The organism is Rufibacter radiotolerans (assembly GCF_001078055.1).
Taxonomy (GTDB): Bacteria; Bacteroidota; Bacteroidia; order Cytophagales; family Hymenobacteraceae; genus Nibribacter; species Nibribacter radiotolerans.
In genome coordinates this window covers 3,062,204-3,088,800 of sequence record NZ_CP010777.1, presented here as the reverse complement: position 1 = coordinate 3,088,800, position 26,597 = coordinate 3,062,204, and the positions used below count along the sequence as shown (strand labels likewise).

Annotated in this window: 26 protein-coding genes; 12 read left to right on the top strand and 14 right to left on the bottom strand. The window is 52.9% G+C overall.

Annotated elements, in window-relative coordinates; all coding sequences use genetic code 11:
- Positions 1–147: 147 nt before the first annotated feature.
- Together TH63_RS12760 and TH63_RS12755 are read right to left on the bottom strand one after the other, a co-directional pair.
- Positions 148–1,722, bottom strand: coding sequence for a sodium:solute symporter family transporter (locus TH63_RS12760; protein ID WP_048921272.1), 1,575 nt, complete (start codon positions 1,720–1,722; stop codon positions 148–150).
- A gap of 46 nt (positions 1,723–1,768) precedes the next feature.
- Positions 1,769–2,077, bottom strand: coding sequence for a DUF485 domain-containing protein (locus TH63_RS12755; protein WP_048921271.1), 309 nt, complete (start codon positions 2,075–2,077; stop codon positions 1,769–1,771).
- Between the two features lie 192 nt (positions 2,078–2,269).
- Here TH63_RS12755 and TH63_RS12750 point away from each other — a divergent pair, with 192 nt between their 5' ends.
- Positions 2,270–2,881, top strand: coding sequence for a ribonuclease HII (locus tag TH63_RS12750; protein WP_048921270.1), 612 nt, complete (start codon positions 2,270–2,272; stop codon positions 2,879–2,881).
- A gap of 120 nt (positions 2,882–3,001) precedes the next feature.
- Here the strand turns inward: TH63_RS12750 and TH63_RS12745 are convergent, their stop codons facing one another.
- The 3 genes from TH63_RS12745 to TH63_RS12735 all read right to left on the bottom strand — a co-directional run bounded on the left by TH63_RS12745 (position 3,002) and on the right by TH63_RS12735 (position 5,708).
- On the bottom strand, positions 3,002–3,445 hold the full coding sequence (locus tag TH63_RS12745; RefSeq protein WP_048921269.1) for a response regulator: 444 nt from the start codon (positions 3,443–3,445) through the stop codon (positions 3,002–3,004).
- A 59-nt stretch (positions 3,446–3,504) separates the two neighbouring features.
- Complete coding sequence (locus tag TH63_RS12740) at positions 3,505–4,983, bottom strand: sensor histidine kinase (protein ID WP_048921268.1); 1,479 nt, start codon at positions 4,981–4,983, stop codon at positions 3,505–3,507.
- A gap of 110 nt (positions 4,984–5,093) precedes the next feature.
- Positions 5,094–5,708, bottom strand: a complete 615-nt coding sequence (locus TH63_RS12735) for a TetR/AcrR family transcriptional regulator (RefSeq protein ID WP_048921267.1) — start codon at positions 5,706–5,708, stop codon at positions 5,094–5,096.
- A gap of 435 nt (positions 5,709–6,143) precedes the next feature.
- Here TH63_RS12735 and gcvT point away from each other — a divergent pair, with 435 nt between their 5' ends.
- On the top strand, positions 6,144–7,238 hold the full coding sequence (gcvT, locus tag TH63_RS12730) for a glycine cleavage system aminomethyltransferase GcvT (protein ID WP_048921266.1): 1,095 nt from the start codon (positions 6,144–6,146) through the stop codon (positions 7,236–7,238).
- 156 nt (positions 7,239–7,394) lie between these two features.
- A complete protein-coding gene (locus TH63_RS12725) occupies positions 7,395–8,102 on the top strand; it encodes a 2-phosphosulfolactate phosphatase (protein ID WP_048921265.1) in 708 nt (235 codons plus the stop codon).
- Positions 8,103–8,187: 85 nt separating this feature from the next.
- On the opposite strand, the gene TH63_RS12720 is transcribed toward TH63_RS12725, so the two are convergent.
- Both TH63_RS12720 and dtd read right to left on the bottom strand, forming a co-directional pair.
- Positions 8,188–8,514, bottom strand: coding sequence for a nucleotide pyrophosphohydrolase (locus TH63_RS12720; RefSeq protein ID WP_048922821.1), 327 nt, complete (start codon positions 8,512–8,514; stop codon positions 8,188–8,190).
- Between the two features lie 146 nt (positions 8,515–8,660).
- Entirely contained in the window at positions 8,661–9,113 is a 453-nt protein-coding gene (dtd, locus tag TH63_RS12715) for a D-aminoacyl-tRNA deacylase (protein ID WP_048921264.1), read from the bottom strand.
- A 234-nt stretch (positions 9,114–9,347) separates the two neighbouring features.
- On the opposite strand from dtd, the gene TH63_RS12710 reads away from it, so the two are divergent.
- Together TH63_RS12710 and TH63_RS12705 are read left to right on the top strand one after the other, a co-directional pair.
- On the top strand, positions 9,348–12,050 hold the full coding sequence (locus TH63_RS12710; RefSeq protein ID WP_048921263.1) for a hypothetical protein: 2,703 nt from the start codon (positions 9,348–9,350) through the stop codon (positions 12,048–12,050).
- A 290-nt stretch (positions 12,051–12,340) separates the two neighbouring features.
- Complete coding sequence (locus TH63_RS12705) at positions 12,341–12,931, top strand: YceI family protein (RefSeq protein WP_048921262.1); 591 nt, start codon at positions 12,341–12,343, stop codon at positions 12,929–12,931.
- A gap of 107 nt (positions 12,932–13,038) precedes the next feature.
- On the opposite strand, the gene corA is transcribed toward TH63_RS12705, so the two are convergent.
- From corA to TH63_RS12690, 3 genes are all read right to left on the bottom strand, one after another.
- Positions 13,039–14,175: a magnesium/cobalt transporter CorA gene (gene corA, locus TH63_RS12700; protein ID WP_048921261.1), complete on the bottom strand. Its 1,137-nt coding sequence runs from the start codon at positions 14,173–14,175 to the stop codon at positions 13,039–13,041.
- 149 nt (positions 14,176–14,324) lie between these two features.
- Positions 14,325–14,918 carry an IMPACT family protein gene (locus TH63_RS12695; protein ID WP_048921260.1) on the bottom strand — a complete coding sequence of 198 codons (594 nt, stop codon included), beginning with the start codon at positions 14,916–14,918 and terminating at the stop codon, positions 14,325–14,327.
- 71 nt (positions 14,919–14,989) lie between these two features.
- On the bottom strand, positions 14,990–15,895 hold the full coding sequence (locus tag TH63_RS12690) for a hypothetical protein (RefSeq protein ID WP_053093806.1): 906 nt from the start codon (positions 15,893–15,895) through the stop codon (positions 14,990–14,992).
- Positions 15,896–16,014: 119 nt separating this feature from the next.
- On the opposite strand from TH63_RS12690, the gene TH63_RS12685 reads away from it, so the two are divergent.
- The 5 genes from TH63_RS12685 to TH63_RS12665 all read left to right on the top strand — a co-directional run bounded on the left by TH63_RS12685 (position 16,015) and on the right by TH63_RS12665 (position 21,003).
- Entirely contained in the window at positions 16,015–16,422 is a 408-nt protein-coding gene (locus TH63_RS12685) for a sugar 3,4-ketoisomerase (protein ID WP_048921258.1), read from the top strand.
- The gene (locus tag TH63_RS12680; RefSeq protein WP_048921257.1) at positions 16,419–17,399 is read left to right on the top strand and encodes a peptidoglycan bridge formation glycyltransferase FemA/FemB family protein; all 981 of its coding nucleotides are present in this window, start codon (positions 16,419–16,421) and stop codon (positions 17,397–17,399) included. The genes TH63_RS12685 and TH63_RS12680 overlap by 4 nt, the downstream gene beginning before the upstream one ends.
- A 129-nt stretch (positions 17,400–17,528) precedes the next feature.
- The gene (locus TH63_RS12675) at positions 17,529–18,635 is read left to right on the top strand and encodes a DegT/DnrJ/EryC1/StrS family aminotransferase (RefSeq protein ID WP_048921256.1); all 1,107 of its coding nucleotides are present in this window, start codon (positions 17,529–17,531) and stop codon (positions 18,633–18,635) included.
- Positions 18,636–18,760: 125 nt separating this feature from the next.
- Positions 18,761–20,038, top strand: a complete 1,278-nt coding sequence (locus TH63_RS12670; protein ID WP_197088553.1) for an oligosaccharide flippase family protein — start codon at positions 18,761–18,763, stop codon at positions 20,036–20,038.
- Positions 20,035–21,003 carry a glycosyltransferase family 2 protein gene (locus TH63_RS12665; protein ID WP_048921254.1) on the top strand — a complete coding sequence of 323 codons (969 nt, stop codon included), beginning with the start codon at positions 20,035–20,037 and terminating at the stop codon, positions 21,001–21,003. The genes TH63_RS12670 and TH63_RS12665 overlap by 4 nt, the downstream gene beginning before the upstream one ends.
- Here the strand turns inward: TH63_RS12665 and TH63_RS12660 are convergent.
- Both TH63_RS12660 and TH63_RS12655 read right to left on the bottom strand, forming a co-directional pair.
- A complete protein-coding gene (locus TH63_RS12660; RefSeq protein ID WP_156180591.1) occupies positions 20,954–22,390 on the bottom strand; it encodes a N,N-dimethylformamidase beta subunit family domain-containing protein in 1,437 nt (478 codons plus the stop codon). The two genes, TH63_RS12665 and TH63_RS12660, sit on opposite strands and share 50 nt — an antisense overlap.
- Positions 22,377–23,096 (bottom strand): class I SAM-dependent methyltransferase, encoded by a 720-nt coding sequence (locus TH63_RS12655; RefSeq protein WP_197088552.1) that lies wholly within the window; start codon positions 23,094–23,096, stop codon positions 22,377–22,379. Before TH63_RS12655 ends, TH63_RS12660 begins: the two co-directional genes overlap by 14 nt.
- Positions 23,097–23,369: 273 nt before the next feature.
- On the opposite strand from TH63_RS12655, the gene TH63_RS12650 reads away from it, so the two are divergent.
- Positions 23,370–24,353 (top strand): acyl-ACP desaturase, encoded by a 984-nt coding sequence (locus TH63_RS12650; protein WP_048921251.1) that lies wholly within the window; start codon positions 23,370–23,372, stop codon positions 24,351–24,353.
- 279 nt (positions 24,354–24,632) lie between these two features.
- Here TH63_RS12650 and TH63_RS12645 read toward each other — a convergent pair whose 3' ends face one another.
- The gene (locus tag TH63_RS12645) at positions 24,633–24,956 is read right to left on the bottom strand and encodes a DUF427 domain-containing protein (protein ID WP_048921250.1); all 324 of its coding nucleotides are present in this window, start codon (positions 24,954–24,956) and stop codon (positions 24,633–24,635) included.
- A gap of 307 nt (positions 24,957–25,263) precedes the next feature.
- Here TH63_RS12645 and TH63_RS12640 point away from each other — a divergent pair, with 307 nt between their 5' ends.
- Positions 25,264–26,364: a vWA domain-containing protein gene (locus tag TH63_RS12640; protein WP_048921249.1), complete on the top strand. Its 1,101-nt coding sequence runs from the start codon at positions 25,264–25,266 to the stop codon at positions 26,362–26,364.
- A 49-nt stretch (positions 26,365–26,413) separates the two neighbouring features.
- Here TH63_RS12640 and TH63_RS20350 read toward each other — a convergent pair whose 3' ends face one another.
- A complete protein-coding gene (locus TH63_RS20350; RefSeq protein ID WP_156180589.1) occupies positions 26,414–26,593 on the bottom strand; it encodes a hypothetical protein in 180 nt (59 codons plus the stop codon).
- Positions 26,594–26,597: the final 4 nt, after the last annotated feature.

The following is a 26,597-nucleotide window of genomic DNA, read 5'->3' as shown; positions in this document are numbered from 1 at the left end:
AAGGAGCCAAAGATGGCAGCCAAATGCCTTGAAATTTATCAATTTCATAGAGATAAGCCCCCTTTTGGTATAAACTACCTGGGGCGTTTTGGGCCTACTTTTCAGAAAGTAGGCCCAAAACGCCCCAGGGTTCTTCCAAGGAAATTCTTATTCGGCGCCCACGCCCAGGTAGGTCCTTAGTTTCTCAGACTCAAACTTGGCGGCGGCGGTTGGTTCCGGCTGTAGCAAAGACACCACAATCCCCATCAGAAACGCGCCGGTCATGGACACCAGGGCCGGGTTCTTGAGCGGGAAAATAGCTTCCTCGTAACCCATAATGTCTACCATGATGGTAGGGCTGAGCACAATGAGCACCAGGGAAAGCAGGGCGCCGGTGGCAATACTCCAGACCGCCCCTTTGGTGGTGAAACGCTTCCAGATAATGGACATAAGCAAAGCCGGGAAGTTGGCGCTGGCCGCAATGGAGAATGCCAGGCCCACCATAAACGCCACGTTCTGCCCCTTGAACACCAACCCCAGCAAAATGGAGAGAATGCCCAGGGCCACGGTGGCGCGTTTGGCTACTTTCATCTCGCCTTTCTCATCTGACACGCCATGCTTGAACACGTGCACGTACAGGTCATGCGAAATGCTGGAGGCACCCGAGAGGGTAAGACCCGCCACTACCGCCAGAATGGTGGCGAATGCCACGGCGGCAATAAAGCCCAGGAACGCGGTGCCTCCGGTTTGCTCGGCTAGTAATAGGGCCGCCATGTTGCCGCCTTTGTCAATGCCCTCAATAGCGGGTTTGCCCACCAGGGCCATGGCCGAAAACCCGATCAAAAAAGTAAGCAGGTAGAAGTATCCAATGAACCCCGTGGCCACGAACACCGACTTGCGGGCGGCCTTGGCGTTAGGCACGGTGTAAAACCGCATGAGAATGTGGGGCAGGCCCGCCGTACCTAGCATGAGCGCCAGGCCCAGAGACAGGGCATCAAACGGGTTGGTGATGTAACCGCCCGGCGACAGCATTTCCTGGCCGTACTGGGTGCTCACGGTCTGTAGCAGGTTGGCGGGGCTAAACCCGAATTTGGCTAAGGAAAGCAACACCAGCACCGTGGCGCCGCTTAAAAGCAAAACCGCTTTGATAATCTGTACCCAGGTAGTGGCAATCATGCCACCAAAAAGCACATACATGGTCATCACAATGCCTACCACTACCACGGCATACTCGTACTCCAGCCCAAAAAGGGTTTTGATCAGGCCACCGGCCCCCACCATCTGGGCAATGAGGTAAAAGGCGATGGTAAGCAGGGAACCAACGCTGGAGGCAATCCTGATAGGGCGCTGGCGCAGGCGGTAGGCCACTACATCGGCGAAGGTGTACTTGCCCAGGTTGCGCAACGGCTCGGCAATCAGGAACATGATGAGCGGCCAGCCTACCAGAAAGCCAATGGAGTAGATGAGGCCGTCATAGCCTTTGGTGGCCACCATGCCGGCAATGCCCAGAAAGGAGGCGGCGCTCATGTAGTCGCCGGCAAGGGCCAGCCCGTTCTGGAAACCGGAGATGTTTCGGCCCGCGGCGTAGAACTCAGAACCGGTCTTGGTTTTCTTGGCGGCCCAGTACGTGATGTAAAGCGTCACGGCCACAAACAGGAAAAACATGGCAATGGAAACGGGGTTGGCCGTGCCCAGCGTGGAGGCAGAAGGGGCGACCAGCAGCAGAATGTTTGAAAGAAGCATTTGTTAGTGAGGTAAGGAGAGAAAGGTTGGAGTTACGTAAGGAGGGCTACAGGATTTTACTCTTGAATTCCTCCACAGAGTTATCATACTTATTGTTGGCCCAGAAAACATAGATGCCCGTGAGCACCCAGGCAAACAGAATAATGCCCAGGCCCACCGGAATGGCCAGCGTGGTAACGTCTCCAATTTTGGTGGCCAGCAGGTCTTTGTTAAAGGCCACTAGCAGCAGAAACCCGAAGTACACAAACAGCATGCAGAAGGTGAGGATCAAGGAGAAGGACCAGCGCTGCTTGACCAGTTTCTTGAATTCGGGGCTCTCCAGAATCTCATGGGTGGTTTGATGGTGTTGGCTCATAATGGAATTGTCAAGGATACATGTAAAACAAAAGACAAACTGCCTGGCAAAGCACTACCTTGCAGCCGCAAATTTCTTTTTGATGATAAGGCTGCTTAATTTAGGGAGATATATTTATATAAGCCTATATTAAATAGAATTATTTGTGTTAAACGGTTGTTTTGCCGTAGAAATTGATAAAATAGTTTTGAGATGCTCATAGCTAATTACAGCGGTAAAACTTGGGAGGTAGGTCTTGATGAGGCCGGGCGGGGCTGTCTGGCCGGGCCGGTAGTGGCCTCGGCGGTAGTGCTGCCATCTGATTATTTCCATCCTTTGCTCACAGATTCCAAACTCCTGAACGCAAGGCAGCGGGATCTCCTGCGGGAGGAAGTAATTAAAAACGCCATTCACTGGGCCGTAGCCCAGGTGAGCCCGCAGGAGATTGACGAGATCAATATCTTGAAGGCCTCCTTCCTGGCCATGCACCGGGCCCTGGACCAGTTGCCCATTGCCCCGGAGTATCTGCTGGTAGACGGAAACCGGTTCACGCCCTACAAAGAAGTGCCGCACGCCTGCATGGTGAAAGGCGACAGCCGTTTCTTCAGTATTGCTGCTGCCTCTATTCTAGCCAAAACGCACCGTGATGACCTTATGCGCAGCCTGGCCATAGAATACCCGCAGTACGGCTGGGAGCAGAACGCCGGGTACCCCACCAAAACGCACCGGGCCGCCATTGCCCAATATGGTACCTGTGCGCACCATCGGCTTACTTTCCGGCTCTTAGCCGAACCTCTGGAAGAGGCCCTAAGCGAGGAACGGTAAAGGCCGCTGCCTCCGGCAATACATTTAAACGACAGCTAAACGAAAAATGCGTTTTGGGCCTGATTTGTGAGAATCAGGCCCAAAACGCATTTTCGCTTTAAATAAAAAGACGGGGAGCGGTTATTGGGGCTTCAATTTAAGCAGATCCAGAAACAGGCTGAAAGAGTCCAGGCTGGAGGCACCGTCGTTGAAGGTGTCAAAGGTAAGGGGCTTTACAATGTAGCCATTTACTCTAAGGTTCTGCGCCGCGTGGCGGTCAGAGTCTTCACTGGAGGTGGTCATGATGAAAACGTTCAGGTGAGACAGGAATGGGTCTCGGCGGATTTCCTCCAGAAACTCAATCCCGTTCATTTTTGGCATGTTGATGTCCAGTAGAATAATAGTAGGCAGGGGGTTGAGTTTAGGGACACCGGGCTCTCCGCGGAGCATGCCCAAGGCCTCCCGTCCGTTTTTGGCCTTGTGGAGCGGAACCATCACTTTGATTTTCCTTAACTCTCTCTCCACGCTCATGGCGTCAAGATAGTCGTCTTCTACTAACAAAATACTGGCTTGCGAATCACTCATTTTTCTTTCTTTAGGTACTGGTAAATTTCAAATATAGGCCAAAAACCTACTCGGGTCAATTACATTTTTGGCCAGGTGAACGTGAAAACCGAGCCTTTCCCCATCCGCGAGGCCACTTTTATGCTGCCTCCGCGGCGTTCTACAATCTTTTTTACAATGGCCAAGCCTACCCCAGTGCTCTCCACGGCATCCCTTTCCTGTAAGGTCTGGAACAGCACAAAAATGCGGTCATGGTACTCTTCATCTATGCCCGGGCCGTCATCCGTCACCGAGAATTCATGCTGGTCTGCCAGTTCATGGTACCCTACGGTAATGTTGCCGATCTGGTCATGGTGATACTTGATGGCGTTACTGATCAGGTTGGAGAACACTTGTTGCAACTCTACCTTGGCGGCGCGCACCTTGGGCAGGCGCCCCGGTAAATGTACCTGAAAGCCAGACGGCGGATTAAGCATGTCTATTACCTCATAAAGAAGATTCTGCACGTCTACGGTTTCTTCCTCCAGGTTGGAGCGGCCAATGCGGGCCAGGGCCAGAATACCGTTGATCAGGTTTTCCATGCGGTGCACCCGTATGCGCATCATCATGAGGTATTCCTGTATGTGCTCGGGCAGTTCCTTGCCCATGTCTTCCTCTACCCAGCGTGAGGCGTTCTCAATGCCACGCAGGGGCGCCTTCAGGTCATGGGACACCACGTAGGCAAACTGGTCCAGTTCCTTGTTTTTGCTGTCCAACTGGGTAAAGGTGGTGTCAATGGTCTCAGCCATGCGGTTAAGAGAGGCCGAAAGCCTTGATAACTCGTCATTCTCGTTGTCCTCAATCTGGGTTTTGTACTCGCCGTGCGAAATCCTGTCTGCCAGGTTCACCATTTTCATGATGCGGCGAGAGATAAGGCGGGTAATATAGTAGGCCCAGCCCAGGCCCAGGAGCACTGAGAAAATAGTGAGCGTAGTGGAGATACGTCGGGTGTCTTCAATACTTTCCTCCAACCTTTTTTTCCGGACCTCCCGCACCTGAAACTCAATGCTGTTGAATGATTTGAAATATACCCGCATCTGGTCTGTGAGGCGCTTGCCCTCCTCGTTGACAACCAGAAAGCCGTGGTCCAGGGCCGTGATTTTGCCGGTGGAATCGCCTTGGGCGGTTTCATTCTCTTTTTCCGCGATCAGGAGTTCTGCAAAATCATTTCGCCACTTTTGGTGTATGTCCTCAATCTCGTTCACCCGCTTTAGCTGCTCCGGGTTGTCCTTCATGTAGTCCTTGAGCAGTTGGAACTGGTTAGGAATAAGCTCTGCCGCTGAGGTATAGGGCTCCAGGAACGTCTTGTTGCCGGTGAGCAGGTAACCGCGCATGCCAGTTTCCATATCAATGAGGCTCCTTTGCAGCGAGGCCGAGGTACGGGTGATGTTCTGGGAGTCGGTCACGAAATTGGAGTTGGCAATCACGTCTTCAGACAAACGGTAATTGACTATGGCCACCGCCGTAAATAGAAAGGAAATAAGAACGAAGCCGGCAAAGAGCTTGGTTGAAAGATTCATGTAGAGCGCGCTAGAAGAGAGAAATTCCTCTCTGGGTATATATACAGAAAAGCCGAGCCCTCCCTTTTCAGGAAAGCCGGCTGGGTAAATTTAATTATTTTTCAGAGACCTTAAACGGCCATGGCTTTATGCGTGAACTTTTCAATATGCGACTGACCCAACGGAGTGGCGCAGCCTCTTAAATGGTACACAAACACTATTTTAAACAATTGCTGGTAATCAAAGGCGTACGCCGGAAACAGTTGCGGGTTGAGCAGGCCCTGTAATTGGTTCAGAAACAGCCGCACCACTAACTCTGGCGGAAGGTCTTGCTGCAGGTAGCCCAACTCAATGCTTTTGGCCAGTAAAGGCTGCAGGTATTTCTGGGAGATCGTGCGCATGAACAATTCCAGCCGGGCCCAGGAGCGGGGGTAATAGTCCCGCAGGTCCTGCACAAACTCAGAACTAAAGGAATGAACTTCCTCAATGCTTAGTTTCAGCAAATGCAACACCGCCTCCATGGGGTGGTCTGCCTTGGCCACAATCTTATCTACTATTTCCTGCCTGTTTTTTATGGATTGAATGATGCATAACTGCACCAGGTGTTTTTTTGTGTGGGCTATTTCATGCAACGTTCCCCGGGAGATGCCCAGCGCAGTCAATAAGGTTTCTGTAGATGTGTTTTCTATTCCCCTTTTCTCAAAGATTAGCTCTGCCTCATTTAAAACTGTATCCCTAAAACTCATACCTCCGGCGTTAAGCGTACAAAGCAAATATCCAGGCCAAATCCTCCTGCCCGTTCCTTTCTTCTAAAGGAGAGCAGTGCGCAGACGATAGAAGATGGGGGAATTTTGCTATCCCTCGTAAATACGAACCAGAAAGTGGTCAGGTTTTGAATTTTTAAACCATAATTTGGTATTTAATTAATAAGAAGGTATTACTGCTTACGCCTAAATTCTTGGTTTAAACACGTTTGCGGGGATTCTGTTGCATTATTACGCTCATATATTTACCTAGGTTTAGGTATTGATTTTGTACTTAAAGGAGAGGGATATTAGAAGGTTTTCTGGATAGTACCATGTCTTGGGCCTCGTTTGCCTCCCTGCAAATACGGGTTTCTAAACCCGGCCTATTTGCCTACTTTTGCCTTTATTTTACAGCACCTGCTAAATCAAAGATATATGGAGTTAAAGAAAATAGCCTTGAACGATGTGCATGAGGCGCTGGGCGCCAAGATGGTCCCGTTTGCCGGGTACAACATGCCGGTTCGCTACAGCTCAGACCTGGAAGAGCACCACGCCGTTAGAAAAGCGGTGGGTATTTTTGATGTCTCGCACATGGGCGAGTTCCTGGTGTCTGGCCCTAACGCCCTGGACCTGATCCAACGCGTGACCTCCAATGACGCTTCTAAGCTTACCCCGGGCAAAATTCAGTATTCGTATTTACCCAACCAGGAAGGCGGCATTGTGGATGACCTGCTGGTGTATTGCCTGGCCCCCGAGGAGTACATGCTGGTGGTGAACGCCTCTAACATTGAAAAAGACTGGAACTGGATTAGCCAGTTCAATACCAACAACGCCCAGATGAAGAATATCTCAGATGAGATGTCTCTGTTTGCGGTGCAGGGCCCCAAAGCCGTGGAAGCCCTCCAACCCCTTACCCCGGTAGATCTGGCCAACATGGTGTACTACACCTTTGACAAAGGCGTGTTTGCCGGCGTGCCAGACGTAATCATTTCGGCTACCGGCTACACCGGCGCGGGCGGGTTTGAGATCTATGTGCCAAATGAGAACGCCAAAGAAGTGTTCCAGAAGATCATGGAAGCCGGTGCCCCGGTAGGCATCAAGCCCATTGGCCTGGGTGCCCGTGACACGCTGCGTCTGGAGATGGGTTACTGCCTGTACGGCAATGACATCACAGACAGCACGTCGCCGCTGGAGGCCGGCCTGAGTTGGGTAACCAAATTCAGCAAAGACTTCACCAACGCCCAGAACCTGAAAGCCCAGAAAGAGCAGGGCGTTAGCCGCAAGCTTATCGGTTTTGAGATGATGGAGCAGGGTATTCCACGCAGCCATTATGAGATCGTGGACGCCGAAGGCCACCCCATTGGCGAGGTTACCTCCGGCACCATGTCCCCGTCTTTAGGAAAGGGAGTAGGCCTAGGTTACCTGCAAACCGAGTACACCACCCCCGGCACCGAGATCTTCATCAAAGTGCGCAACAAGCAACTCAAAGCCCAGGTAGTAAAGCTGCCTTTCTACAAGCCAACCCTGTAAATAGTAGTTAAGAGTTGAGCGTTATAAGTTAAAAGTTGGAATTCTGTTTTGGGGCCGTTTTTACAAAAACGGCCCCAAAACAGAATTTACTTTTTAAAGACATTTTCCTAACGCCTTCCACTCTTAACTCTCAACTTTTAACTCTTAACTTTCAAAATGCCCTCTATAGATGTTTGCTTCAGCCCAGAGCTGTTGCCCCTTTTTAAATTGCAAGGAAAGATTGCCGTGGCGGTAGATGTGCTGCGGGCCACCTCCAGCATGGTGACGGCCCTGTCGCATGGCGTGGTGCACATTGCCCCCGTAAGCGAACTCACAGAGTGCATGGCCTACAAAGACCAGGGCTACATGGTGGCCGCTGAGCGGGACGGGGTGAAGGCCGAAGGGTTTGACCTGGGCAACTCGCCGTTCCATTACCAGGAGGAAGGGGTGCGGGGCCGGCACCTGGCCATTACCACCACCAACGGCACGCAGGCCATCCGGCTTTCCCGCCCCGCGGACGAGGTGTTGATTGGCGCGTTCCTGAACGTGGGCGCCGTGGCCGATTACCTGCGCAAGGCCGGCAAAGACGTGGTAGTGGTGTGCGCGGGCTGGAAAGGTCTGTTCAACCTGGAAGACACCCTGTTTGCCGGTGCCCTGGCCGAACGCCTGGAAGGGGACTTTGAGCTGAACCATGACGCCACGCTGGCGGCGTATCACCTGTACCAGACCGCCAAGTCAGACTTGCTGGGCTTCCTGTCAAAATCCTCGCACGTGCAGCGGTTGGAGCGGCTCCACATCCTGCCAGACATTGAGTTCTGCCTCCGCGAGGACGTCTATCAGGTAGTACCCATTTTGCAGGGCGATTTCCTGGTGCCGGCGCAGTAAGCGTATTTTTCAACTAAGATGAACTCCTGTTTTGGGGCCGTTTTTACAAAAACGGCCCCAAAACAGGAGTTCATCTTTTATGGGCTTACCGTAACTTAGGGTTGTTCTGGTGGCGGTCTTTGTCGCGTGAGGTGCGTTTTTCCATGCCCTTGGCGAAGGCCTCTGTAAGGTTTACACCCGTCTGATTCGCCAGGGCAATCAGCACAAACAGCACATCAGCCATCTCCGCGCCCAGGTCCACTTCCTCATCGCTTTTCTTGAACGACTGGTCGCCATAGCGGCGCGCGATGATGCGGGCCACTTCGCCCACCTCTTCGGTAAGAATAGCCAGGTTGGTCAGTTCAGAGAAATAACGCACGCCCACTTCTTTGATCCAGGTGTCTACGCTTTGCTGGGCTTCTTCTAAGGTCATGTTTTTTAATTGCTGATTGATAATTGTCAATTGTTGGGAGTGGTTGATGTTGGGCTGGTGTAAGGGATGGCGGCTGATGTGTTTTGAGGCTGTTTTTCTAAAAACAGGTTGAAAGCAGAACCTGAAAAACAATCAACAATCAACAATTATTCCCTGTTCTGCGAGTCTATGGTAATGGTGACCGGGCCGTCGTTGATGAGGGTCACCTTCATGTCGGCGCCGAAGATGCCGGTGTGCACCGTGCGGCCCAGGTCCTGTTCCAGAAGGTGGTGAAACTGGCTGTACAGCGGAATGGCCATTTCTGGGTGCGCGGCCTGAATGAAGGACGGCCGATTCCCTTTCTTGGTGAGCGCGTACAGCGTAAACTGACTGATGAGCAGAATGCCGCCGGTTACGTCCTGCACGCTCAGGTTCATTTTATCCTGGGCATCTGAGAAGATGCGCAGCTGCACAATTTTCCTGGCCATCCAGGTGAGGTCTTCCGGGGTATCTGTCGCGGTGAAGCCCGCCAACACCACCAGGCCCTGTTGGATCTGGCCGTGCACTTTTCCCTCAATGGTGACCGAGGCCTCAGACACCCGCTGAATCACTACGCGCATAAAATAAAAAGATTTAGCCGGGCGGGAAAAGGGCCTGTTTTCTGTAAACCAAAGCCAAACCAGAAACGCCTTCCGCCCGCATTTTACCCCCGAAAGGTAAGAAGAAAAGTGGCAGGAGCGGCTGTTTGGGGCTCATTCTTCAATTTATAGGGGCATAACGCTGAAGCGGTTGTTTTTCCGTTATTTTTGTGATTCCTAATCTCCCTGTTTATTGTTGGGGACTACGCTTTCAGGATGCCAAAAAAGACTTTATACTGGCTGTTTGGTGCAGTGGTGCTGTTGGCGCTGGGCTTTTACGCATTTTCTAAATGGACCGAGGCCCGTGAAAAGGTAAGCCTCTGGACCCTTGTGCCCGACAACGCCGTTTTTGTGGTGGAAACTAACAATGCGCCGCGCTTCATAGACCATTTGCAGCAGTCAGACCTGTGGGCCACCATCTCAGAAATGCCCTACGTGCTGCGCCTGGATGACCAGATTTCGCTCTTAGACAGCCTCTCTAGCGGCCGGGTGCAGCTGCGCCGATTCCTGACTAAAAAGAACGTGCTGGTGTCTCTGCACGTGCTGGGCCGCACCGAGCAGGAACTGATCTACTATGTACCCGTCAATACCGTGGCTGAGCACCGCTACATCCGGACGCTGGTGGAGCACATGGTTAAGACCGGCGAGTACCGCATAGAGAACCGCGACTACCAAGGTTACCAGATCACCGATATCATTGACAAAAACAACAAAGACAACCTTTCCTATTTCAGCTTCCACAACAACCTGGTCATCAGCCCCAGCACCGTGCTGGTGGAGGAGATCATCCGGAAGATAAACCGGGGCCAGCTGGAGTCGCCGGCCAAGGACTACAAGAGCACCAATTACCTGAGCCAGAACGATGTTTACGCCAACGTGTTCATCAATTTCCAGCACCTGCCAGACCTGCTGGGCATTTTCCTGAAGAAGGACATGCAGGATGACGTGAACCTGCTCAGCAGCCTGTGCCGCAACAGCATGCTGGAGCTCAAGCTGGACAACAACCGTCTGTTCCTGAACGGCTTCTCTAACCCTGAGACCGTGGAAGGTTCTTTGTACAGCCGCCTGCAGGGGCACGCCGCCAAACCGTTTAAACTACGCGAGATCCTGCCCACCCGAGCCGCGGTGGTATTGCACATGGGCCTGAACCAGATGGGCGTGCTTCGGCCGGCTACGGCCGAATCTTCCTTTGTAGACACGCTGTCCAATTCCTTTAACGGGGAGCTGGGGCTTTGCTACCTGGAGGCCTATGACACCAAGACCAGCCCCGAGAAAATCCTGTTCGCGCAGGCCTCTAACCCCGCCTACACGCAGTCGCTGCTCAACCGCCTGCAACCGGGCCGCACGGCCGGCACCGAAGAAAAGCATGGCAAAAACACCATCCGGCTGCTCACCGCCCGGGAACTTCCGCAGCAGTTGTTTGGCGACCTGTTCAAAGGCTTTGAGCAAACCTATTACACCACGCTGGGCGATTATATCCTGTTCACAGATGACGTGCAGACCATGCGGGCGCTGCTCACCGACGTGGAGGCCGGCAAGGTCTGGAGTAAATCTGAGGCCCTGCAGCCGCTCTTAAACGAGTCACAGCAGGAAGATAACGTGGGGCTGTTCATCAATACCGCCAATGCCTGGAACCTGCTCCTGCGCGCCATGAGCCCCCAACAACAGGCCAGCCTGCTGCGCAACAGCGCCATTATCAAGAAATTCAACTTTTTGAGCGTGCAGTTCAGCGCCGCTGAGAAACAGTATTACACCAGTATTGTGTTGCGCCACCAGGTGGAGTCTTCCATCAAGGCCGCCATTGCCCGCGAAGGCATCTGGCAGGTGGAAACCTTTGACCTGGGTAAGGGCCTCATTACCCAGCCCTTCCTGACCCAGTATCCGGTAGACAACAGTGACGAAGTGGTCCTGCAGGATTCTTCCCTGGTGCTGTATGGGGTAGGCGCGGCCAAGCAAGCCAAACGCAACTGGACCGATACTCTTTTCAGTAAGGTGATGGGCCCGGTGCACCAACTCCCGTACGGGGCAGACAAGCGCCTGAAATATTTCTTCGCCACGGCCAACCGCATTTACTGCATTGATAAAAACGGCCAGGACGTAGACAATTTCCCTTTCACCTTAGGTGATACCCTGCGGCTCCAGCGGCTCACCGTTTTTGACTATGACAAGAACGGCAACTACAAGCTGGCGGTAGATGACAACCTGGGCAACGTCTTTATTCTGGACATGCAAGGCAACCTGCAGCCCGGCTGGGGACCTATGCGGTTAGACGGCAGGTTGGCCGCGCCGCCCCAGCACGTGAAAGTAAACGGCCGCAATGTGTTATTAATGGTGCAGGAAAACGGCCTCGTCAACGCGTTCGGGACCCAGGGCGAATCCTATCCGGGCTTCCCGATCAACCTCAATGCCAGCATCCGCTCGGGGCTGTTTCCCAAGATTGGCATTTCCTTCCGGCGCTCCTCCTTCACTACCGTGACCCAGTCCGGTGAGATCATCACCTTTGACCTGACCGGGGAAATTGTGAACCGGCAGCAGTTGCTCAGGCCGGACCGGCGCAGCACCTTTCAGCTGGTACCCGAGGCGGGCGGGAAGTCCTTTATCATTGCCCGTTCAGACCCCGGCCGGTTGGCCCTGTTTGAACAGGACGGGAAACTGCTGCTGGACCGGCGCTTCGTCACATCTTCGCCCAAGGAAGTGCAGTATTTCCACTTCGGTGGAGACCGTAAACTATACGTGGTGCGGGAAACGGGCCCTAAGAAAGCCTACCTCTTTGATGTGCAGACCCAACCCCTGGGCCAGGATGCCATCACGACTGCCTATCCCGTGAGCGTGCAGTACAATGAGGTGAAGAACCAATACACCGTTTTCTCCACCGACAAAGGCGTGCTGCAGAAAACGGTGGTGCAGGGCAGGGACTAGCATTCAATCCATCTAGCACCTAATCCTTTTCCTGTTTTAAGCCCGTTTTCCCGGAAACAGCCCTAAAACACCATTAATGCAAATGCAGCGAATAGGCCTCTTGCTGATACTTGCACGTTCTTTTGGCAATAGGCATGAAGCAAAATCCAGAATATCTTAGGAAAAAATCTCAGCAAAAGCTGCCTGATTGGGCTTTAGAACCAAGGCGAGGAAAAAAATAATAAAATATTGTATGTACATACATTAATTGTTTGTACATTTGCATCAGTTAAACATTACCTCAACAAAAGATGAAACTTAGAAACACAGTATTAGCGGCATTGGTAGCGTTAGGATCATTCGCTTTCGCCGGCAAAGGAGTAGACTACAAAGTAGTGAAGAACCAGTCTAAGGTAACCTGGAAAGGTACCAAGGTAACCGGTGAGCATACCGGCGCGATTAGCATTGCAGACGGTAAACTGAAAAGCGATGGCAAGAACATCCTGAGCGGTCAGTTTGACATTGACATGCCTTCTATTACCGTAACCGACATCACCGACCCTAAATCTAACGGAGACCTGGTAGGCCACCTGAAATCAGATGATTTCTTCAGCACTGCCAAATATCCGAAATCTACCTTGGTTATCACGAAAGTGAAGCCAGCCGGAAAAGGAAAATACCTGGTAACCGGTGACTTGACCATCAAAGGCATTAAGAACCAAGTGGAGTTCCCGGCCACGGTAGTGCACGCCGGCAACCAGATCAAAGCCAACGCCAACATCAAAGTAGACAGAACCAAATATGACATCAAATACGGTTCTGGCAGCTTCTTTGACAACCTGGGTGACAAAGCCATCAGCAACGAATTTGAGCTGAACGTAAACCTGGTAGCCCAGAAATAATTTAGCCGTTTTTTCATAGAAAATGCCCTGCAGACAGCGCGAAAGCGTTCTGCAGGGCATCTCTTTTTATAGGCTTTTTGAGAAGTGAACCTCCGGTAGGTGGAGGGCTAATCCTTTGAAAGCCAGCCTTTTCGGTAGAAGTAGTAAACCATGCCAATGACCACCAGAAACATTAAGCCCAGCAAGGTCACGTACCCGTAGGGGTGGTACAGCTCGGGCATGTTTAGGGGGTTTACTTTACCGTTGGGTGATTCTCGGGAGAAATTCATGCCGTACAGCCCCACAATAAAGCTCAAGGGAATAAAGACGGTGGAGATCATGGTGAGCACTTTCATGACCTCGTTCATGCGGTTGCTCACATTAGACAGGTACAGGTCGGCCAGGCTACTGATGGTCTCTTTGTAGTTGTCTACCAGGTCTATCAGCTGCACCGCGTGGTCATAGATATCTTTGAAATAAATCTTGAGGTCTGCCGGGATCAAGTTCTCATCCATTCGCAGAATCTCGTTGATCTTGTCGCGCTCGGGCCAAACAATGCGGCGCATCTTTACCACCTCCCGTTTCAGGTCCAGAATCTGGCTGAGCAGTTGCTTGCTGGGTGAATCAAACAGACAGTCCTCCAGTTCCTCGGCGTATTCGCCCAACTGGGCCATGGCCGGAAAGTAGTGGTCCATGACCACGTCCAGCATGGCGTAGGCCATGTACATGGCGGGCTTTCGCCGGATGGAGCCTTTGCCAATCCTGATCCGTTCGCGCAGCGGGTCCAGGCAATCTTCGTAGTCGCTTTGGAAGGTGACCACGTAGTTGGGGCCGGTGAAAATAGACAGCTGGTCGTTTTCAATGGTGTGCTCTGCCGTGAAAGCAACCATACGGGACACAATGAACAGCCGGTTATGTTCTTCCTCCACCTTGGGCCGCTGGTAATCATTGATCACATCTTCCATCTGCAGCGGATGGATCTTGAAATCCTGGGTCATGCGCTCCAGCAGTCCCACGTCTCCGTAGCCCCGCACGTCTATCCAGTGCCGCATCTCGGGCTTTGATTGAAATTCCTGCCACAGGTCCTCATAGGTATCAAATTCCAGGGCCTGGTGAGATTCCTCATCAAAGGAGACCAGGAAGAGCCGTGGGGGCAAGGCGTCTTTTGAAACCGACAACGAACCTGGCTTCTGGCCCACGCCTCTTTCAAAAATGCTTTTAGTGGGAATTCGGTTGGACGGGGTTTCTGTGTGGGAACTGCTCACGGGAAAGGGATTAGGTGCTTGTTGCCCCGAAAGGTACGTAAGTATTTTAATTGAGATGCGTCCGCGCCCAGAGGTCTGGCCCTTACTGGCAGGCCGTCCATTCCGTTTTAAGGCCGTTTTGCGGAAAACAGGCCCAAAACAGCTGGTAGTTAGCTTTTCTCTACCGTGCCGTACTTGGCAAACTGCGCTTCCAGCTGCGGGGCCAGGCTGGTGCGCACCTCCACTGTCAACCGGCAATCCAGGCTGAAATCCTGCTCTCGCACCGGCACGTCCAGGTCTTTCACCACTTTCATGATGTCGTTTATCTGCTCGTAGGCAAATTGCACGGTCAACAGCTGAGTCTCGTGGCGCTCTATCACTTGAGCCTGTTCCAGGGCTTCCGCCGTGGCGGTTTTGTAGGCATGGATGAGTCCGCCCACGCCCAGTTTCACACCCCCAAAATACCGGATCACCACCACCAGCACGTTGCTCAGCCCCATGGACCTGATCTGCCCCAGAATAGGGTCCCCGGCCGAGTGGTTGGGTTCGCCGTCATCATTGGCGCGGTAGGTGGCTTTGTCGGCGCCCAGGAGGTAGGCGTAGCAGTGGTGGCGGGCGTCAAAGTATTCTTTGCGCAGGGCTTGTAGAATCTCCTTTACCTCTTCCTCAGAGCGCACAGGATAGGCCCTGGCAATAAACTTGCTGCCTTTCTCTTTGTACAGGCCCTCCACGGGAGCTTCTATGGTGCGGTAGGTATCCTCCATCTACTGGCAAAAGTACGAAACAGTAGTAAGCCTTCCAGTTCTGTTTTTAAGCCGTTTTCTGGAAAACAGGCCTAAAACAGAACTTCGCGCAGTTCCTGGTAAGACATTAGCAGCAACGCCACAATGGCCAGCAGAAAACCCAGCCAGTTGACCTTGCTCAGGCGCTCGCCAAAGAACAGGATGCCGCCCACGGTGCCCAGCAGAATGATACCGATGTTGTTGACCGGGTACAAGAAAGCCCCGTCGTTCTGGAACGCCGAAAGCGCCTTAATCAGAAAGAAAATAGAGAAGTAGTTAGGAATGCCCAGCGCCAGGCCGGCTACCAGGCTTTTGCCTTCAAACTTCACTTTCTGCACCACCGCCTGGTACAGCAGCGCCACCACGCCAATTACCGCCGAGGCCGTGAAAGTGAACATGGTAAAGGCGCCGGCCATCTCGGGGGCCATCAGTTTTTCATTGGCGTAGTTGATGATCACATCGCCCAGGCCGGCGGCCAGAAACACCACCATCGGCAGAACCAGCGCCCACCGGCTGGCAGGAAAATGGGTGCCCTCCGCTTTGCGGCGCGAGGTCAGGACCACGGCCACCAGTGCCAGGCCTATGCCCACGTAATTGAGCAGCGAGTATTCTTTTGCGTTATTCTGCAACACCAATAGACTGAACAGCACCGGAATCACCAGCGATATTTTCATGGCCACCGAGGTAGCCGCCACCCCAATGCGGTTGGTGGCCACGGCCACCAAATAAAAGCTGCCGATGAAAAGCGTGCCCAGCACCCAGCTGGCTATGGTCCATGGTTCACCCACGTGCTGTAGCATCAAAGCCACGTCATTGCCATCAAAAGCGGCCCCGGTTAACAGGCAGACCACGTAATTCAGGGCAATAGCCTGGAACGTGCGCACCTCAAAGCGGTTGAACAGCTTAAAGATGAAGAACAGCAGGGTGTTAAACACAACACAGAGCAGCAGATACAGCATGAAGTAAGGTTTCTTAGGAAAAAGGGCTGCAAAGATATTGAAATTAACCACATGCTCTCCTATAACGCTGCGGAGGGAGCCAGCGGCATTTTGGGCAGGTTTGCGTAACTTCGCGGGTGATGACGCCTGTTGAACCCTACCTGCTTTCTTTCCCCCATCTACCCGATGAAACCGGAACCCTGGTATCCACCCAAAACGAGCAAGGCTTACCCTTTGCCGTGCAACGGGTTTTCTGGGTCTATGGCGGTCCGGAAGGCAGTGAACGCGGCGGTCACGCCCACCGCACTACCCAGGAAGTACTGGTGGCTCTGCAAGGCAGCGTGCAGGTGGGAACCCAGACCGCTCACGGCAAGCAGGTGTTTGATCTGACCTCGCCTACCCAAGGCCTGTACATCCCGCCCTTTTGCTGGATTACGGTAAGACCCTCCAAAGGCGCCATCCTGTGCTGCATGACCTCCACTAAGTATGAAGAAGCCGACTACATCAGGGACTATTCAGACTTCCAGAAGCTGCTGCCGGTTAGATGATGCCTGCCCATTTGCCTACTGGCCCGTACCAGATGCGTTGCCTCACTTCTTTGGCCGAATTAGAGCGTCTAACGTTTTCTTTTGACGTGTTCCTGTACCTGCAGCCCGTCCATGTGATCCTCCAGCAAGGTCCTAATGCACGCGCTTACATTTTGCAGGAAAAGGACACGAAGTTGGTGGTAGGGCTGGCTTATTTCTTTGTGGAAGAGGAGAAAGCATTCTCCCCCTGGCGGGCCCCGTTTGGCGGACTGCAGCTTCACCCTGATATTCCAGAAGAGGCTGGACAGGCGTTCCTGCTCTATATTCAACAGGACCTCCAGCAGCTAGGCTGCCAGCAGGTCACTTGGCTACAATGCCCAGACGCCTATGCCCCGGTAACTAATCAATGGCTTAGGGCGGCTCTGCCGATGCAGGGGTACTGCTTAACGTACGACCAACTCAACCACCATATTCCGGTCACCCAAGAACCTTTCACGGAAATCATCCATCCTTCGGCGCGCCGCCGGTTAAAAAAATGCCTGTCCGCGGGCTTTACATTCCAACAGGAGACATTTGAGTCCTTGCCTGAAGCCTACGCTTTACTGCAGCAGTGCCGGCAGGAAAAGCAGAAACCGCTTTCGTTATCGCTTTCGCAGCTGACCCGTTATTTTCAGCTGTTCCCGGATCGGTACCTATTGTTCACCGTAAGGAGGGAGCAGGAGCTGGCGGCAGTAGGGATAGCGGTGTTGGTGACTCCTTCCATCTTAAACCATCTGTACCCGGCCAGTCCGGTCAAGTTCAATACATTTAGCCCCAGTATTCTTCTCAACGCCGGTTTGTACCAGTACTGCCAGCACCACCACATCCCTACCTTTGACTTAGGCGTCTCGGCCCCGCCGCAGGAATTGGAAGAAAGCTATACCGGCCTCTTTACCTTTAAAGACCGCATGGGAGGCGTGGCTTCCCGTAAGCCTACTTTTGTAAAGGCTCAAGATTAGTTTTATGAAAGCGACGGAAGCTGTTTTAGGGCTGTTTTCGCTAAAACGGGCTTAAAACAGGTTTTCCTCTTTCCGGAAAGTTATTCCTGATTCCATATCTTCGCCTTTAACTATTTTCAACATTAAAAGATGACCGTTCCCTTCAACACCTTCCGTGATTTCCCAGCAGGCCTGCAGCAGCGGGTGGAAGAGGCCTTGTTGGCGGAATACCGCCGGAACCGGTTTATTCTGGGACCCAGCGTGACGGCGTTTGAGCAGGCATTTGCCCAATACCTGGGTGCCGGGGAAGTGATTGGCGTGGGGAACGGGTATGACGCCTTGTTATTATGCTTGCGCGCCCTGGGCGTAACCGCCGGCGATGAGGTTATTGTGCCTGCCAACGGGTACATTGCCACCATCAATGCAGTGGAGCAGGTGGGAGCTAAGCCCGTCTTCGCGGAGCCAGATGCTACCACTTATAACATGACAGCCGCTACCGTGGCCCCGGTCATTACGTCTCGCACCAAAGTTTTGCTTCCAATTCACCTGTACGGTCAAAGCTGTGAACTGGAAGGGTTACTGCAGCTGTGTGCGCAACGCAAATTGCTGCTGGTAGAAGACTTCGCGCAGGCACACGGGGCGACCTATAAAGGCAATCAGATAGGCACCTTCGGCCAGATCAACGCCACCAGTTTTTACCCCACCAAAAACCTGGGCGCCGTGGGCGATGGCGGGGCGGTCACTACACAAGATGCAGATTTAGCCGCCTGGGTACGGCAATACCACAACTACGGCCAGTCAAGACGCTATGAGTACGCGCTGGCCGGCATCAATTCCCGGCTGGATTCCCTGCAGGCGGCGGTGTTGTCAGAGAAGCTTCTCGTTCTGGATACCTTGAACCAAGAGCGGAAACGGTTGGCGGGGGAGTATACCCGGCAGCTTGCGGGCATAGGGGATATAGTATTGCCTTTGGTGCCCTCTGCCGAGATTGACCATGTATATCACCTCTATGTAGTTAGAACGCGCCAGCGCGATGCTTTGCAAAACCACCTTCAAGCGCAGGGTATCCATACCTTAATCCACTACCCGGTGCCGCCCCACCTGCAGCCCGCCTATCAGCATCTGGGTTACCAGAAAGGCGATTTCCCCATCACCGAAGGGCTGGCCCAAACCAGCCTTAGCCTTCCGCTGTTCCCCGGCATGACAGACGAGGAGCAGGGGTATGTGATAGATCAGATCAAGCGGTTTTTTCCCTGATTCAGGCCAGGGGCCAAAGTCCCGTTTTGAGGATGTTTTCTGGAAAACACCCTCAAAACGGGAAACCTATACCAGCCCAGCAGTGCCAAATCATAGATTCCTCTAATTTCTTCGTAGTTTGCACCATGGCGCGAAAGCAGCACATGCGGCAATTTCTGGGGAATTCGGTTTGGTCAGGGCTCTCCACCGTGTCCCGGGCCGGCAGTTCGCTGCTTATCAATAAGTTGTTCGCCGTTTATTACGGGCCCAACGGTATTACGCTACTGGCGCACTTCCAGAACCTGATTGCCCTGCTCACCACCCTGCCCAACAGCGGCATCAACGTGGGCCTCATCCGGCACCTGGCACAGAGCGGTCCGCAGAGCCAATCTTACCGTTCTTTTTTCTGGGCCGGACTTTTCCTGAACGCGCTTACCTTTCTAATCGCTTTGGTGGGCGTTTTGCTGTTTCCTTCCTTCTTTCTGGAGCGCTTTGGTGAAGAGCTGTTACGCGAAAGCTCATCGCTGAGTCTATGGCTGGTGCTAGGGCTTTTTGTGCTCTTGCTGCTGCAGTTGTTCTGGCTATCGGTGTTGCTGGCGCGGCAGGCTCTGCGGCCGTATGTGTGGCTGAGTCTGTTGACTAGTCTGGTGAGCATTGCCGTAACCTGGTGGGCCGTAGGAAGGGTAGAGGTGATGACGGCCTTGGTCTTGTTTCTGACGGGCCAGTCGGTGAGCGGGCTGGTGGGGCTGGCGGTTATTTTCCAGAAGAACCTAATCCCGGGCTGGCAATTGAAAATACCCAAAGGTGTGGGGCGGGAACTGGGCAAGTTTCTGGTGATGGCCTTGTCTACCTTGGTGGGCGCCAAGCTGGTGGATTTTGTGGTGCGGGAATTGGCCATTCAGCAATTCTCCCTGCATGAGACTGGCCTCTGGCAGTCGGTGGCCAAAATATCAGACAGTTACACCATGGTGTATGTGTCGGTGCTGGGCATGGTATATTACCCCCGCATTGCCGCGCTATTGCCACAACCGCAGGAGCTCAAGGAGTATGTGCGAAGCGTGCTGTTTTTGCTGGTGCCGGTATTGGGAATGGGGCTACTGGCCTTCGGGTGGCAGCGCGATTTCTTTATCCAGCTGCTGTTTGACCAAGAGTTTCTGCCGGCCCGTGGCCTGATGGACTACCAACTGCTGGGCGATTTCCTGAAGATGAGTGCCTGGGTTTTGTCGTACATCATTACGGTGCAGGCGCGCGTAAAACTGTACGTGTTCACACAGCTGGCCTCAGGGGTAGTATATGTGGCGCTGGTGGCCTGGCTGATGCCGCTGCTGGGGTTGGACGGTCTGCCTATGGCGCACGCCATCCGGTACGGGCTGTACCTGCTTTTCCACCTGTTCCTGTTTAGGTCTTACTTTTTTAGTTCATGACGCCGCCGCTGGTTTCTATTATCTGTCTCTGCTACAACCACGCTCCCTTCCTGCGCGAGGCCCTGGATTCTGTGCTCGCCCAGACGTATCCTCACTTGGAGATTCTGGTGGTAGATGACAAAAGCACCGATGCCAGCGTACAAATCATTAAAGAATACATCACCCGCTTTCCCCAGATAAAATTTATAAAGCACCTTGAGAACCAGGGCAACTGCGCGTCTTTTAATGAGGGTTTCCACCTGAGCCAGGGCGAGTTTTTCATTGACTTCGCCACCGATGACGTGCTGCACCCGGAGCGTGTTGCCCGACAAGTCGCCGCTTTTCAAGACTTGCCCGCCAATTACGGCGTGGTGTACACCGATGGGGAATTAATAGACGAACAATCCAAGTCGCTTGGATTTTTCTACGCCCGTACCACCCAAGGAAAACTGACGCCCGCGCCCGCCGAAGGAGATGTGTTTGCCCAAGTATTGGGCCGCTATTTTATTTGTCCGCCCACCATGATGATGCGGCGGCAGGTATTGGAAGAATTGAACGGCTATGACCCCGAACTGGCCTATGAGGATTTTGATTTCTGGGTAAGATCTTCCCGAAACTGGCAGTACCATTTCCTGGACCAGGTGCTGTGCCAACGCCGGATTCACCCGTATTCTCTGTCCAGGAAAGTGTACCAGGTGGGGGACAAACAGCTGGCCTCTACGGTGCGGGTCATTCAAAAAGCCCAAAAGCTGGTAAGGACGTCCCTAGAAAAAAAAGCGGTGCTGACCCGAATCAAATATGAGGCGCGGCACGCCTATTTCACAGCCAATTACCAGGAGGCAGAAGAGTTGCTGGCTATTTTACAGGCAGAGCAAGGCCTCACCCCGGTCTATAAAGTATTACAGGTGCTTACCCAAAAGCGGGTACCATTGCAGTTTATCCGGCGGTGGTACCATCGTTGGAAGTATGGGTATACCGCTGCATAAAGTTCTGAACCAACCTTGTAAAAACTCCATCTACTCCCAGCCCTGAACCGCTCTGGATAGAGCCGGTATTCAAAACCGCGCATTTGCCGGTCACCTCCGTGAACGTGATTTCTCCGCCCCCGGTACCGTTCCAGGCAGGGTCTTCTACCGCGTAGATTTCTCCTTCTTCTCCTGCTTTTTTGTTCAGGCCTCTAGCCAGGACCACCGTATTATCGGGACTGCTCCAGGGGGACTTATCCGTTTCATCACCACAGATAGGCAAACCGTCAATGCCGGCCGTGCCGAAGATTCCACCTTGTTTTACCTGCGAGCCGGCAAAGAGCCAGTGCTTGGGTTGCAGAACCTGATAGGGCGCATAGGTTCCCATGCCGGGCTCGGAGAATTGGGCGCCCAGCAACTGGGCCTCGGGACGGGCGGTGTGGCGCCAGAGCGTACCTCGTTTAGCCTCGTTTTGGAAAAAAGAGCCGTCTTTCTGGCATTCCAGGTGGGTGAAACCCTGATGCCACCGTACCTGCCAGTATACTTGGTTGCCGCCCAGGGCCAGCAGGGAAATGCCGTTTTGGAAGACCAAGTCCCAGAGGGTGCGGTACATTTTCTCCGAGAAATACTCGGCGTGGTAAGCTAGTACCAGTACTTTGTAATCGGTTAAAAATTCTGGGTGCGCCTCCAGGTAAAAGTCTGGGTACAGGTCAGCGGCGTAATTCTTGGCAAACCACTGGTAGATGTTGGCCTCTATGCGCAGGTTATGCTGCAGGGAGTGGGTGCCATGATAAGTAAGGGCGGTGTTAGGCCGCTGGCTGGAAACGAAGGGGACATGGCCTTCAGAGAGGGCGTTTCGGTAGAGAGATTGCCCACCATAGGCGTTGTAAGCCAACCAGGTAGTGACCGGGGCCAGCACCGCCACTTTACTTTTAGGCGCGGCAGAACCCACCAGAAAATGAATGTAGGTGGGTTGTTCCAGTTCAGGATTGGTAAGGGTGGCGCGGTAGTAACCGGGAGCAGCGTTAAAAGGCAAAGTAAATTCCCACCCTATAGGCCAGTGACAGCCGTTCTGGGCTTCGTCCAGGGTATTGGTCAGAAGCAGCTCAGGAAAAGCATGTTCTGCTATGGGTTCCCATTCCAGGTCGGCCTGATAATGTTCCAGAAATAGGTGGTTGTGGGGTAATTTGGCCTTCAGGTGAAACCCCACTATCTGGCCGGGGAGGTAAAAAGGCTGGGAGGTGTAGCCTTCCAGGGCCTCGGGAAGCATGTCTTGCGTTACCTCATCCCGGGGAATAGGTGGCTTGGGTTTCAGGCGCCACGCCCAATGACGCAGCGGACCCGCAACTTTAAGGAGTTGCCTTTGCAGGCCCGGAAACAAATGCGCCAATCTTCTACTTCGCTTCATTCATGGTGGGGGTGGCCACAAAGATAAAATGGCCTTGACCCAGACCCAAATGGGCTTGTTCCTCTGGGCTGCGGGTTTGGGCGTAATCCACCGTCTCTACCGTGAACCCCTCAGCGGCTATGCGTTGCGCAAAATCCTGACCGTAATTCCGGTACCGGTCGGCCTGGCCATAGGCTTTAAGGCGCTGGGCGGGGGTGCGGGCCCCAGGGACTTCCAGGGTGGTTGGGTTGGGGTGTATGCGGGCCTGGATTAAGATTCGGCCGTTAGGGCGAAGCACACGCCGTATTTCCTGCAGGGCCTTGCGGTCCTGGGGTATGTGGGCCAACACATGCGAACACAGGATAAGGTCAAAGGTATGATCTGGGTACGGCAAAGACTGAATATCCACGTGGTCCATCGCCTCCGGCGAGGTAAGGTCCGCGCTGCGGTATTTCAGGTTCAAAAGGCTTTTCAGGCGCTGCTGCAGAATAGGTTCCGGAGCGAAGTGTAGTACCTCCAGATGCTGTTCCTGAATATGCACCCGCTCCTGCAGGTATAGCCACAGCAGACGATGGCGCTCCAGGGTATGGCACCGCGGGCAGAGGGCCTGCGACCGGCGTTCGGGGCCAAAGGGCAGGAACATCCTGAAAGAATCTTCGCAGAGCGGGCAGTACACTTTGTTACCCAGGTAAAGCCAGCCCCTGGAATACCAGTAGAGCTTCCGCAAAGAGAGCCGGGTTTTAGCCGGAAGTACTTTTTTTAGCAACGGCAGTGACATATCTTTGGCCAACGGTATAACCAAATATAGCATTCTGCAACTACTTTTCCCAGAGGCGCTTTCTATTAATTTGTCACCTTATGGCCATTTTATACGTACGGATTAGTTCAATCCAAAGGGGAAGAGAAGACCTGGTAAAGTGAACACCTCCGGTGCAGAGACCTTCTTCCAGAATTTCTGTTTTAAAATGTTTATATTTGTCATCCAATATCTATTGAGTTTATGATATCATCGGTCATGTACACCCGCACAGAGGTGATGAAATACCTTGAGAACTTTCTGGATGATACCCTTCCGGAGTTCCTGAAATCTGTTGAAGATAGCTGGCAGCCGGCAGACTTTCTGCCAGACGCGCGCCTTGATAATTTCTTTGACGAGATACGCGACCTGAAAGAGCGGGCCCGCGAATTATCTTATGATTTATTGGCCGTCCTGATTGGTGATACTATCACCGAGGAGGCCTTGCCTACCTATGAGAGTTGGATCATGAGCATTCATGACATCAACAATGATGAGCACAGCTCCTGGATGAAGTGGAACCGCGGCTGGACCGCCGAGGAAAACCGCCACGGCGATCTCCTCAACCGCTACCTCTACCTGACCGGCCGCATTGACATGCGCCAGATGGAGGCCTCTACCCAGTACCTCATTGCCGACGGCATGGACATTAAAACAGATAATGACCCGTACCGCAGCTTTGTCTATACCTCTTTCCAGGAAACCGCCACCAACTACTCGCACCGCCGGGTGGGCGCGCTGGCCAAGAAAGTAGGCGAAACCACCTTGTCACGTATATGTAATTTCATTGCCGCTGATGAAGGACGCCACGCCAAGGCGTACAAAACCTTCGTAAAGAAAATCTTTGAGGTAGACCCGTCTGAAATGATGTTGGCCTATGAAGATATGATGCGCAAGAAAATTGTGATGCCGGCTCACTACCTACGCGAACTGGGCATTGACCAGGGCCAGACCTTCGGGCACTTCACAGATGCCGCCCAGCGTACCGGCGTCTATACCTCTGCTGACTACGTGGAGATCATAGAAACCCTGAACCGCGAGTGGAAAATTGGCAGCATGTCAGGCCTTAACGAGTCTGGCGAGCGTGCCCGTGACTACTTAATGGCCCTTCCTGAGCGCCTTCGTCGCGTGGCAGACCGCATGAAGATTCCTCAGTTGCAATACAAGTTCAAATGGATTGATAGCTAAGACAAAGCCGTTTCAGGCCCTTTTTTAGCAAAACAGCAGCGAAACGCCCGGCAGGAAACTGTCGGGCGTTTTTGTTTTAAAGGTTAAATGAGCATTCAAGGGATTTCTGTTTCAAACCAGGAGGCATAACCGCCGCTATATTCCCCACCTAAGGCTAAAAAATGGAAGTAGAGACGAAGAGGCATTTCCAGCCTATTTTTCCCAAAACAGCACAAAAACGCCCGGCCATTCTTAGCCGGGCGTTTTGCTTCCAACATCACCATTTTTAAAAACGGTTTTCTAGGCGAGCACTTCCTGTCTGGAGCCGTGGGCAACAAAGTGGTCATCTACCACCTGCACGCCCTTCCAGAAGGCAATGTAGCCTTCAATGTTTTTGGCCTTCTCCTTGGTTTGGGGGTAGGTCCAGGCCGCGTCTGGGTTCTCAAAATGGCCCACCTGTAGGTTGAAGTAAGAGGCTTGGCCCTTCCAGCTGCAGGTAGAGTGCCTGATGCTGGGCTTGAAGAATTCCCAACGGAGCGAAGTGGGCGGAAAATAATGGTTCCCCTCTACCTCAATCGTGGTATCACTCTCCGCCAGAACAGTATTTTTCCAGATTGCACGCATCTAAAATTGAATTCTAATAATAAAACGATAGGACTAATCCCTCTTGTTTACTCCTTTTACCCTAGAAGGTTACCCATGTGGTGAACATTTGCGTTTACACGTTGTTAGTAGAGAGACACCAGATTCCAGACAATAGAAAGGAGAGATTTCAAAAGCTACGCCGCTTTTCCAATGCCGGGGCGCTTTCCGCTACGCTTGCAAGAGACAGCGGCCGAAGGCCAGATGGTATAGGAAAGCATACCTCCCCCAGCTACCTCTTGTGTCTTGCATCCTTTATCTTGTGTCTCCATTTTTAAAAAATAGAAGTATGGCAGCCGGATATAGATTCTCAGATTATGTGCCGGAGGAAACCCAGGACAAGGGCTTTGAGTCTTTGCTCCAGATTTTCCTCCAATTGATTACACTTACCGCCGGAGACGTGGCCGAAGCCATGTCCTGGATGAGCGAGCTGGACAAGAAGTACAACTTAACAGATGACTCCTATGGGCTGGGCGATTTCTTTGAGGACCTCAAGAAAAAGGGTTACATAGATGACAAAGGCCCCGATGGGCAGTTCAAACTACAGGCCAAAGGCGAGCAGAAGATCAGGAAAAGCGCGCTGGAGGAGATCTTCGGGAAACTGAAGAGAGGGGGCCGCGGAGATCACACCACGCCCAAAACCGGCATCGGTGATGAACCCTCGGCAGACCGTCGCGAATTCCGCTTCGGGGATGCCGCCGAGCAGATTGAGCTCACTGAATCTATCCGCAACGCGCAGATTGAGCACGGCATAGGCGATGATTTCTTTTTGACAGAGCAAGACCTGGAGGTAACCGAGCTCGAGCACAAGTCCCAAACCAGCACCGTGCTCATGATTGACATCTCGCACTCCATGATCCTGTACGGCGAAGACCGCATCACACCCGCCAAGAAAGTGGCCATGGCCCTCGCCGAGCTGGTTAAAATCAAGTACCCCAAAGACAACCTGGACATCATTGTTTTCGGGAATGACGCCTGGCAGATAAGTGTGAAAGACCTTCCGTACCTCATGGTGGGCCCGTACCACACCAACACCGTGGCGGGGCTGGAGTTGGCCATGGACCTGCTGCGCCGCCGCAAGACCAGCAACAAGCAGATCTTCATGATCACAGACGGCAAGCCCACGTGTCTGAAAGAAGGGCTGAAGTATTACAAGAACAGTTTCGGGCTGGATAGAAAGGTGGTGAACAAGACGCTCAACCTGGCGGCCCAGTGCCGGCGGCTGAACATTCCTATTACCACCTTCATGATTGCCTCAGATCCGTACCTGCAGCAGTTTGTGGAGGAGTTCACCCAGGTAAACAACGGGCAGGCCTACTACAGCGGCTTGCAAGGGCTGGGAGATCTGGTGTTCAGGGATTATGGCCGTAACCGGAAGAGAAGGATGTAGGAAAACCGTTTTGAGCCTGGTTTTCAAAAAACGGCCTCAAAACAGAAGACTAACGCGCTAACCTTTTGCTTTTCATGAGGTAAGACACAAGGCTGAGAATACTTCCTGCCACAATAAAGAAAATGGCCAGGTTAACGAAATCAACCTGGGCAATGCACAGGCCAATGCCCGCAAACACCAGAAGACGCGCCACTACCATAATAAAAGAAGAAAGGGCAAGTAGACGCATAGTT

Excerpts from the sequence above, each read along its gene's own strand:
- TH63_RS12760 (WP_048921272.1), bottom strand. The coding sequence starts at position 1,722 with ATGCTTCTTTCAAACATTCTGCTGCTGGTCGCCCCTTCTGCCTCCACG.
- TH63_RS12755 (WP_048921271.1), bottom strand. The coding sequence starts at position 2,077 with ATGAGCCAACACCATCAAACCACCCATGAGATTCTGGAGAGCCCCGAA.
- TH63_RS12750 (WP_048921270.1), top strand. The coding sequence starts at position 2,270 with ATGCTCATAGCTAATTACAGCGGTAAAACTTGGGAGGTAGGTCTTGAT.
- TH63_RS12745 (WP_048921269.1), bottom strand. The coding sequence starts at position 3,445 with ATGAGTGATTCGCAAGCCAGTATTTTGTTAGTAGAAGACGACTATCTT.
- TH63_RS12740 (WP_048921268.1), bottom strand. The coding sequence starts at position 4,983 with ATGAATCTTTCAACCAAGCTCTTTGCCGGCTTCGTTCTTATTTCCTTT.
- TH63_RS12735 (WP_048921267.1), bottom strand. The coding sequence starts at position 5,708 with ATGAGTTTTAGGGATACAGTTTTAAATGAGGCAGAGCTAATCTTTGAG.
- gcvT (WP_048921266.1), top strand. The coding sequence starts at position 6,144 with ATGGAGTTAAAGAAAATAGCCTTGAACGATGTGCATGAGGCGCTGGGC.
- TH63_RS12725 (WP_048921265.1), top strand. The coding sequence starts at position 7,395 with ATGCCCTCTATAGATGTTTGCTTCAGCCCAGAGCTGTTGCCCCTTTTT.
- TH63_RS12720 (WP_048922821.1), bottom strand. The coding sequence starts at position 8,514 with ATGACCTTAGAAGAAGCCCAGCAAAGCGTAGACACCTGGATCAAAGAA.
- dtd (WP_048921264.1), bottom strand. The coding sequence starts at position 9,113 with ATGCGCGTAGTGATTCAGCGGGTGTCTGAGGCCTCGGTCACCATTGAG.
- TH63_RS12710 (WP_048921263.1), top strand. The coding sequence starts at position 9,348 with ATGCCAAAAAAGACTTTATACTGGCTGTTTGGTGCAGTGGTGCTGTTG.
- TH63_RS12705 (WP_048921262.1), top strand. The coding sequence starts at position 12,341 with ATGAAACTTAGAAACACAGTATTAGCGGCATTGGTAGCGTTAGGATCA.
- TH63_RS12695 (WP_048921260.1), bottom strand. The coding sequence starts at position 14,918 with ATGGAGGATACCTACCGCACCATAGAAGCTCCCGTGGAGGGCCTGTAC.
- TH63_RS12690 (WP_053093806.1), bottom strand. The coding sequence starts at position 15,895 with ATGCTGTATCTGCTGCTCTGTGTTGTGTTTAACACCCTGCTGTTCTTC.
- TH63_RS12685 (WP_048921258.1), top strand. The coding sequence starts at position 16,015 with ATGACGCCTGTTGAACCCTACCTGCTTTCTTTCCCCCATCTACCCGAT.
- TH63_RS12680 (WP_048921257.1), top strand. The coding sequence starts at position 16,419 with ATGATGCCTGCCCATTTGCCTACTGGCCCGTACCAGATGCGTTGCCTC.
- TH63_RS12675 (WP_048921256.1), top strand. The coding sequence starts at position 17,529 with ATGACCGTTCCCTTCAACACCTTCCGTGATTTCCCAGCAGGCCTGCAG.
- TH63_RS12670 (WP_197088553.1), top strand. The coding sequence starts at position 18,761 with ATGGCGCGAAAGCAGCACATGCGGCAATTTCTGGGGAATTCGGTTTGG.
- TH63_RS12665 (WP_048921254.1), top strand. The coding sequence starts at position 20,035 with ATGACGCCGCCGCTGGTTTCTATTATCTGTCTCTGCTACAACCACGCT.
- TH63_RS12660 (WP_156180591.1), bottom strand. The coding sequence starts at position 22,390 with ATGAAGCGAAGTAGAAGATTGGCGCATTTGTTTCCGGGCCTGCAAAGG.
- TH63_RS12650 (WP_048921251.1), top strand. The coding sequence starts at position 23,370 with ATGATATCATCGGTCATGTACACCCGCACAGAGGTGATGAAATACCTT.
- TH63_RS12645 (WP_048921250.1), bottom strand. The coding sequence starts at position 24,956 with ATGCGTGCAATCTGGAAAAATACTGTTCTGGCGGAGAGTGATACCACG.
- TH63_RS12640 (WP_048921249.1), top strand. The coding sequence starts at position 25,264 with ATGGCAGCCGGATATAGATTCTCAGATTATGTGCCGGAGGAAACCCAG.
- TH63_RS20350 (WP_156180589.1), bottom strand. The coding sequence starts at position 26,593 with ATGCGTCTACTTGCCCTTTCTTCTTTTATTATGGTAGTGGCGCGTCTT.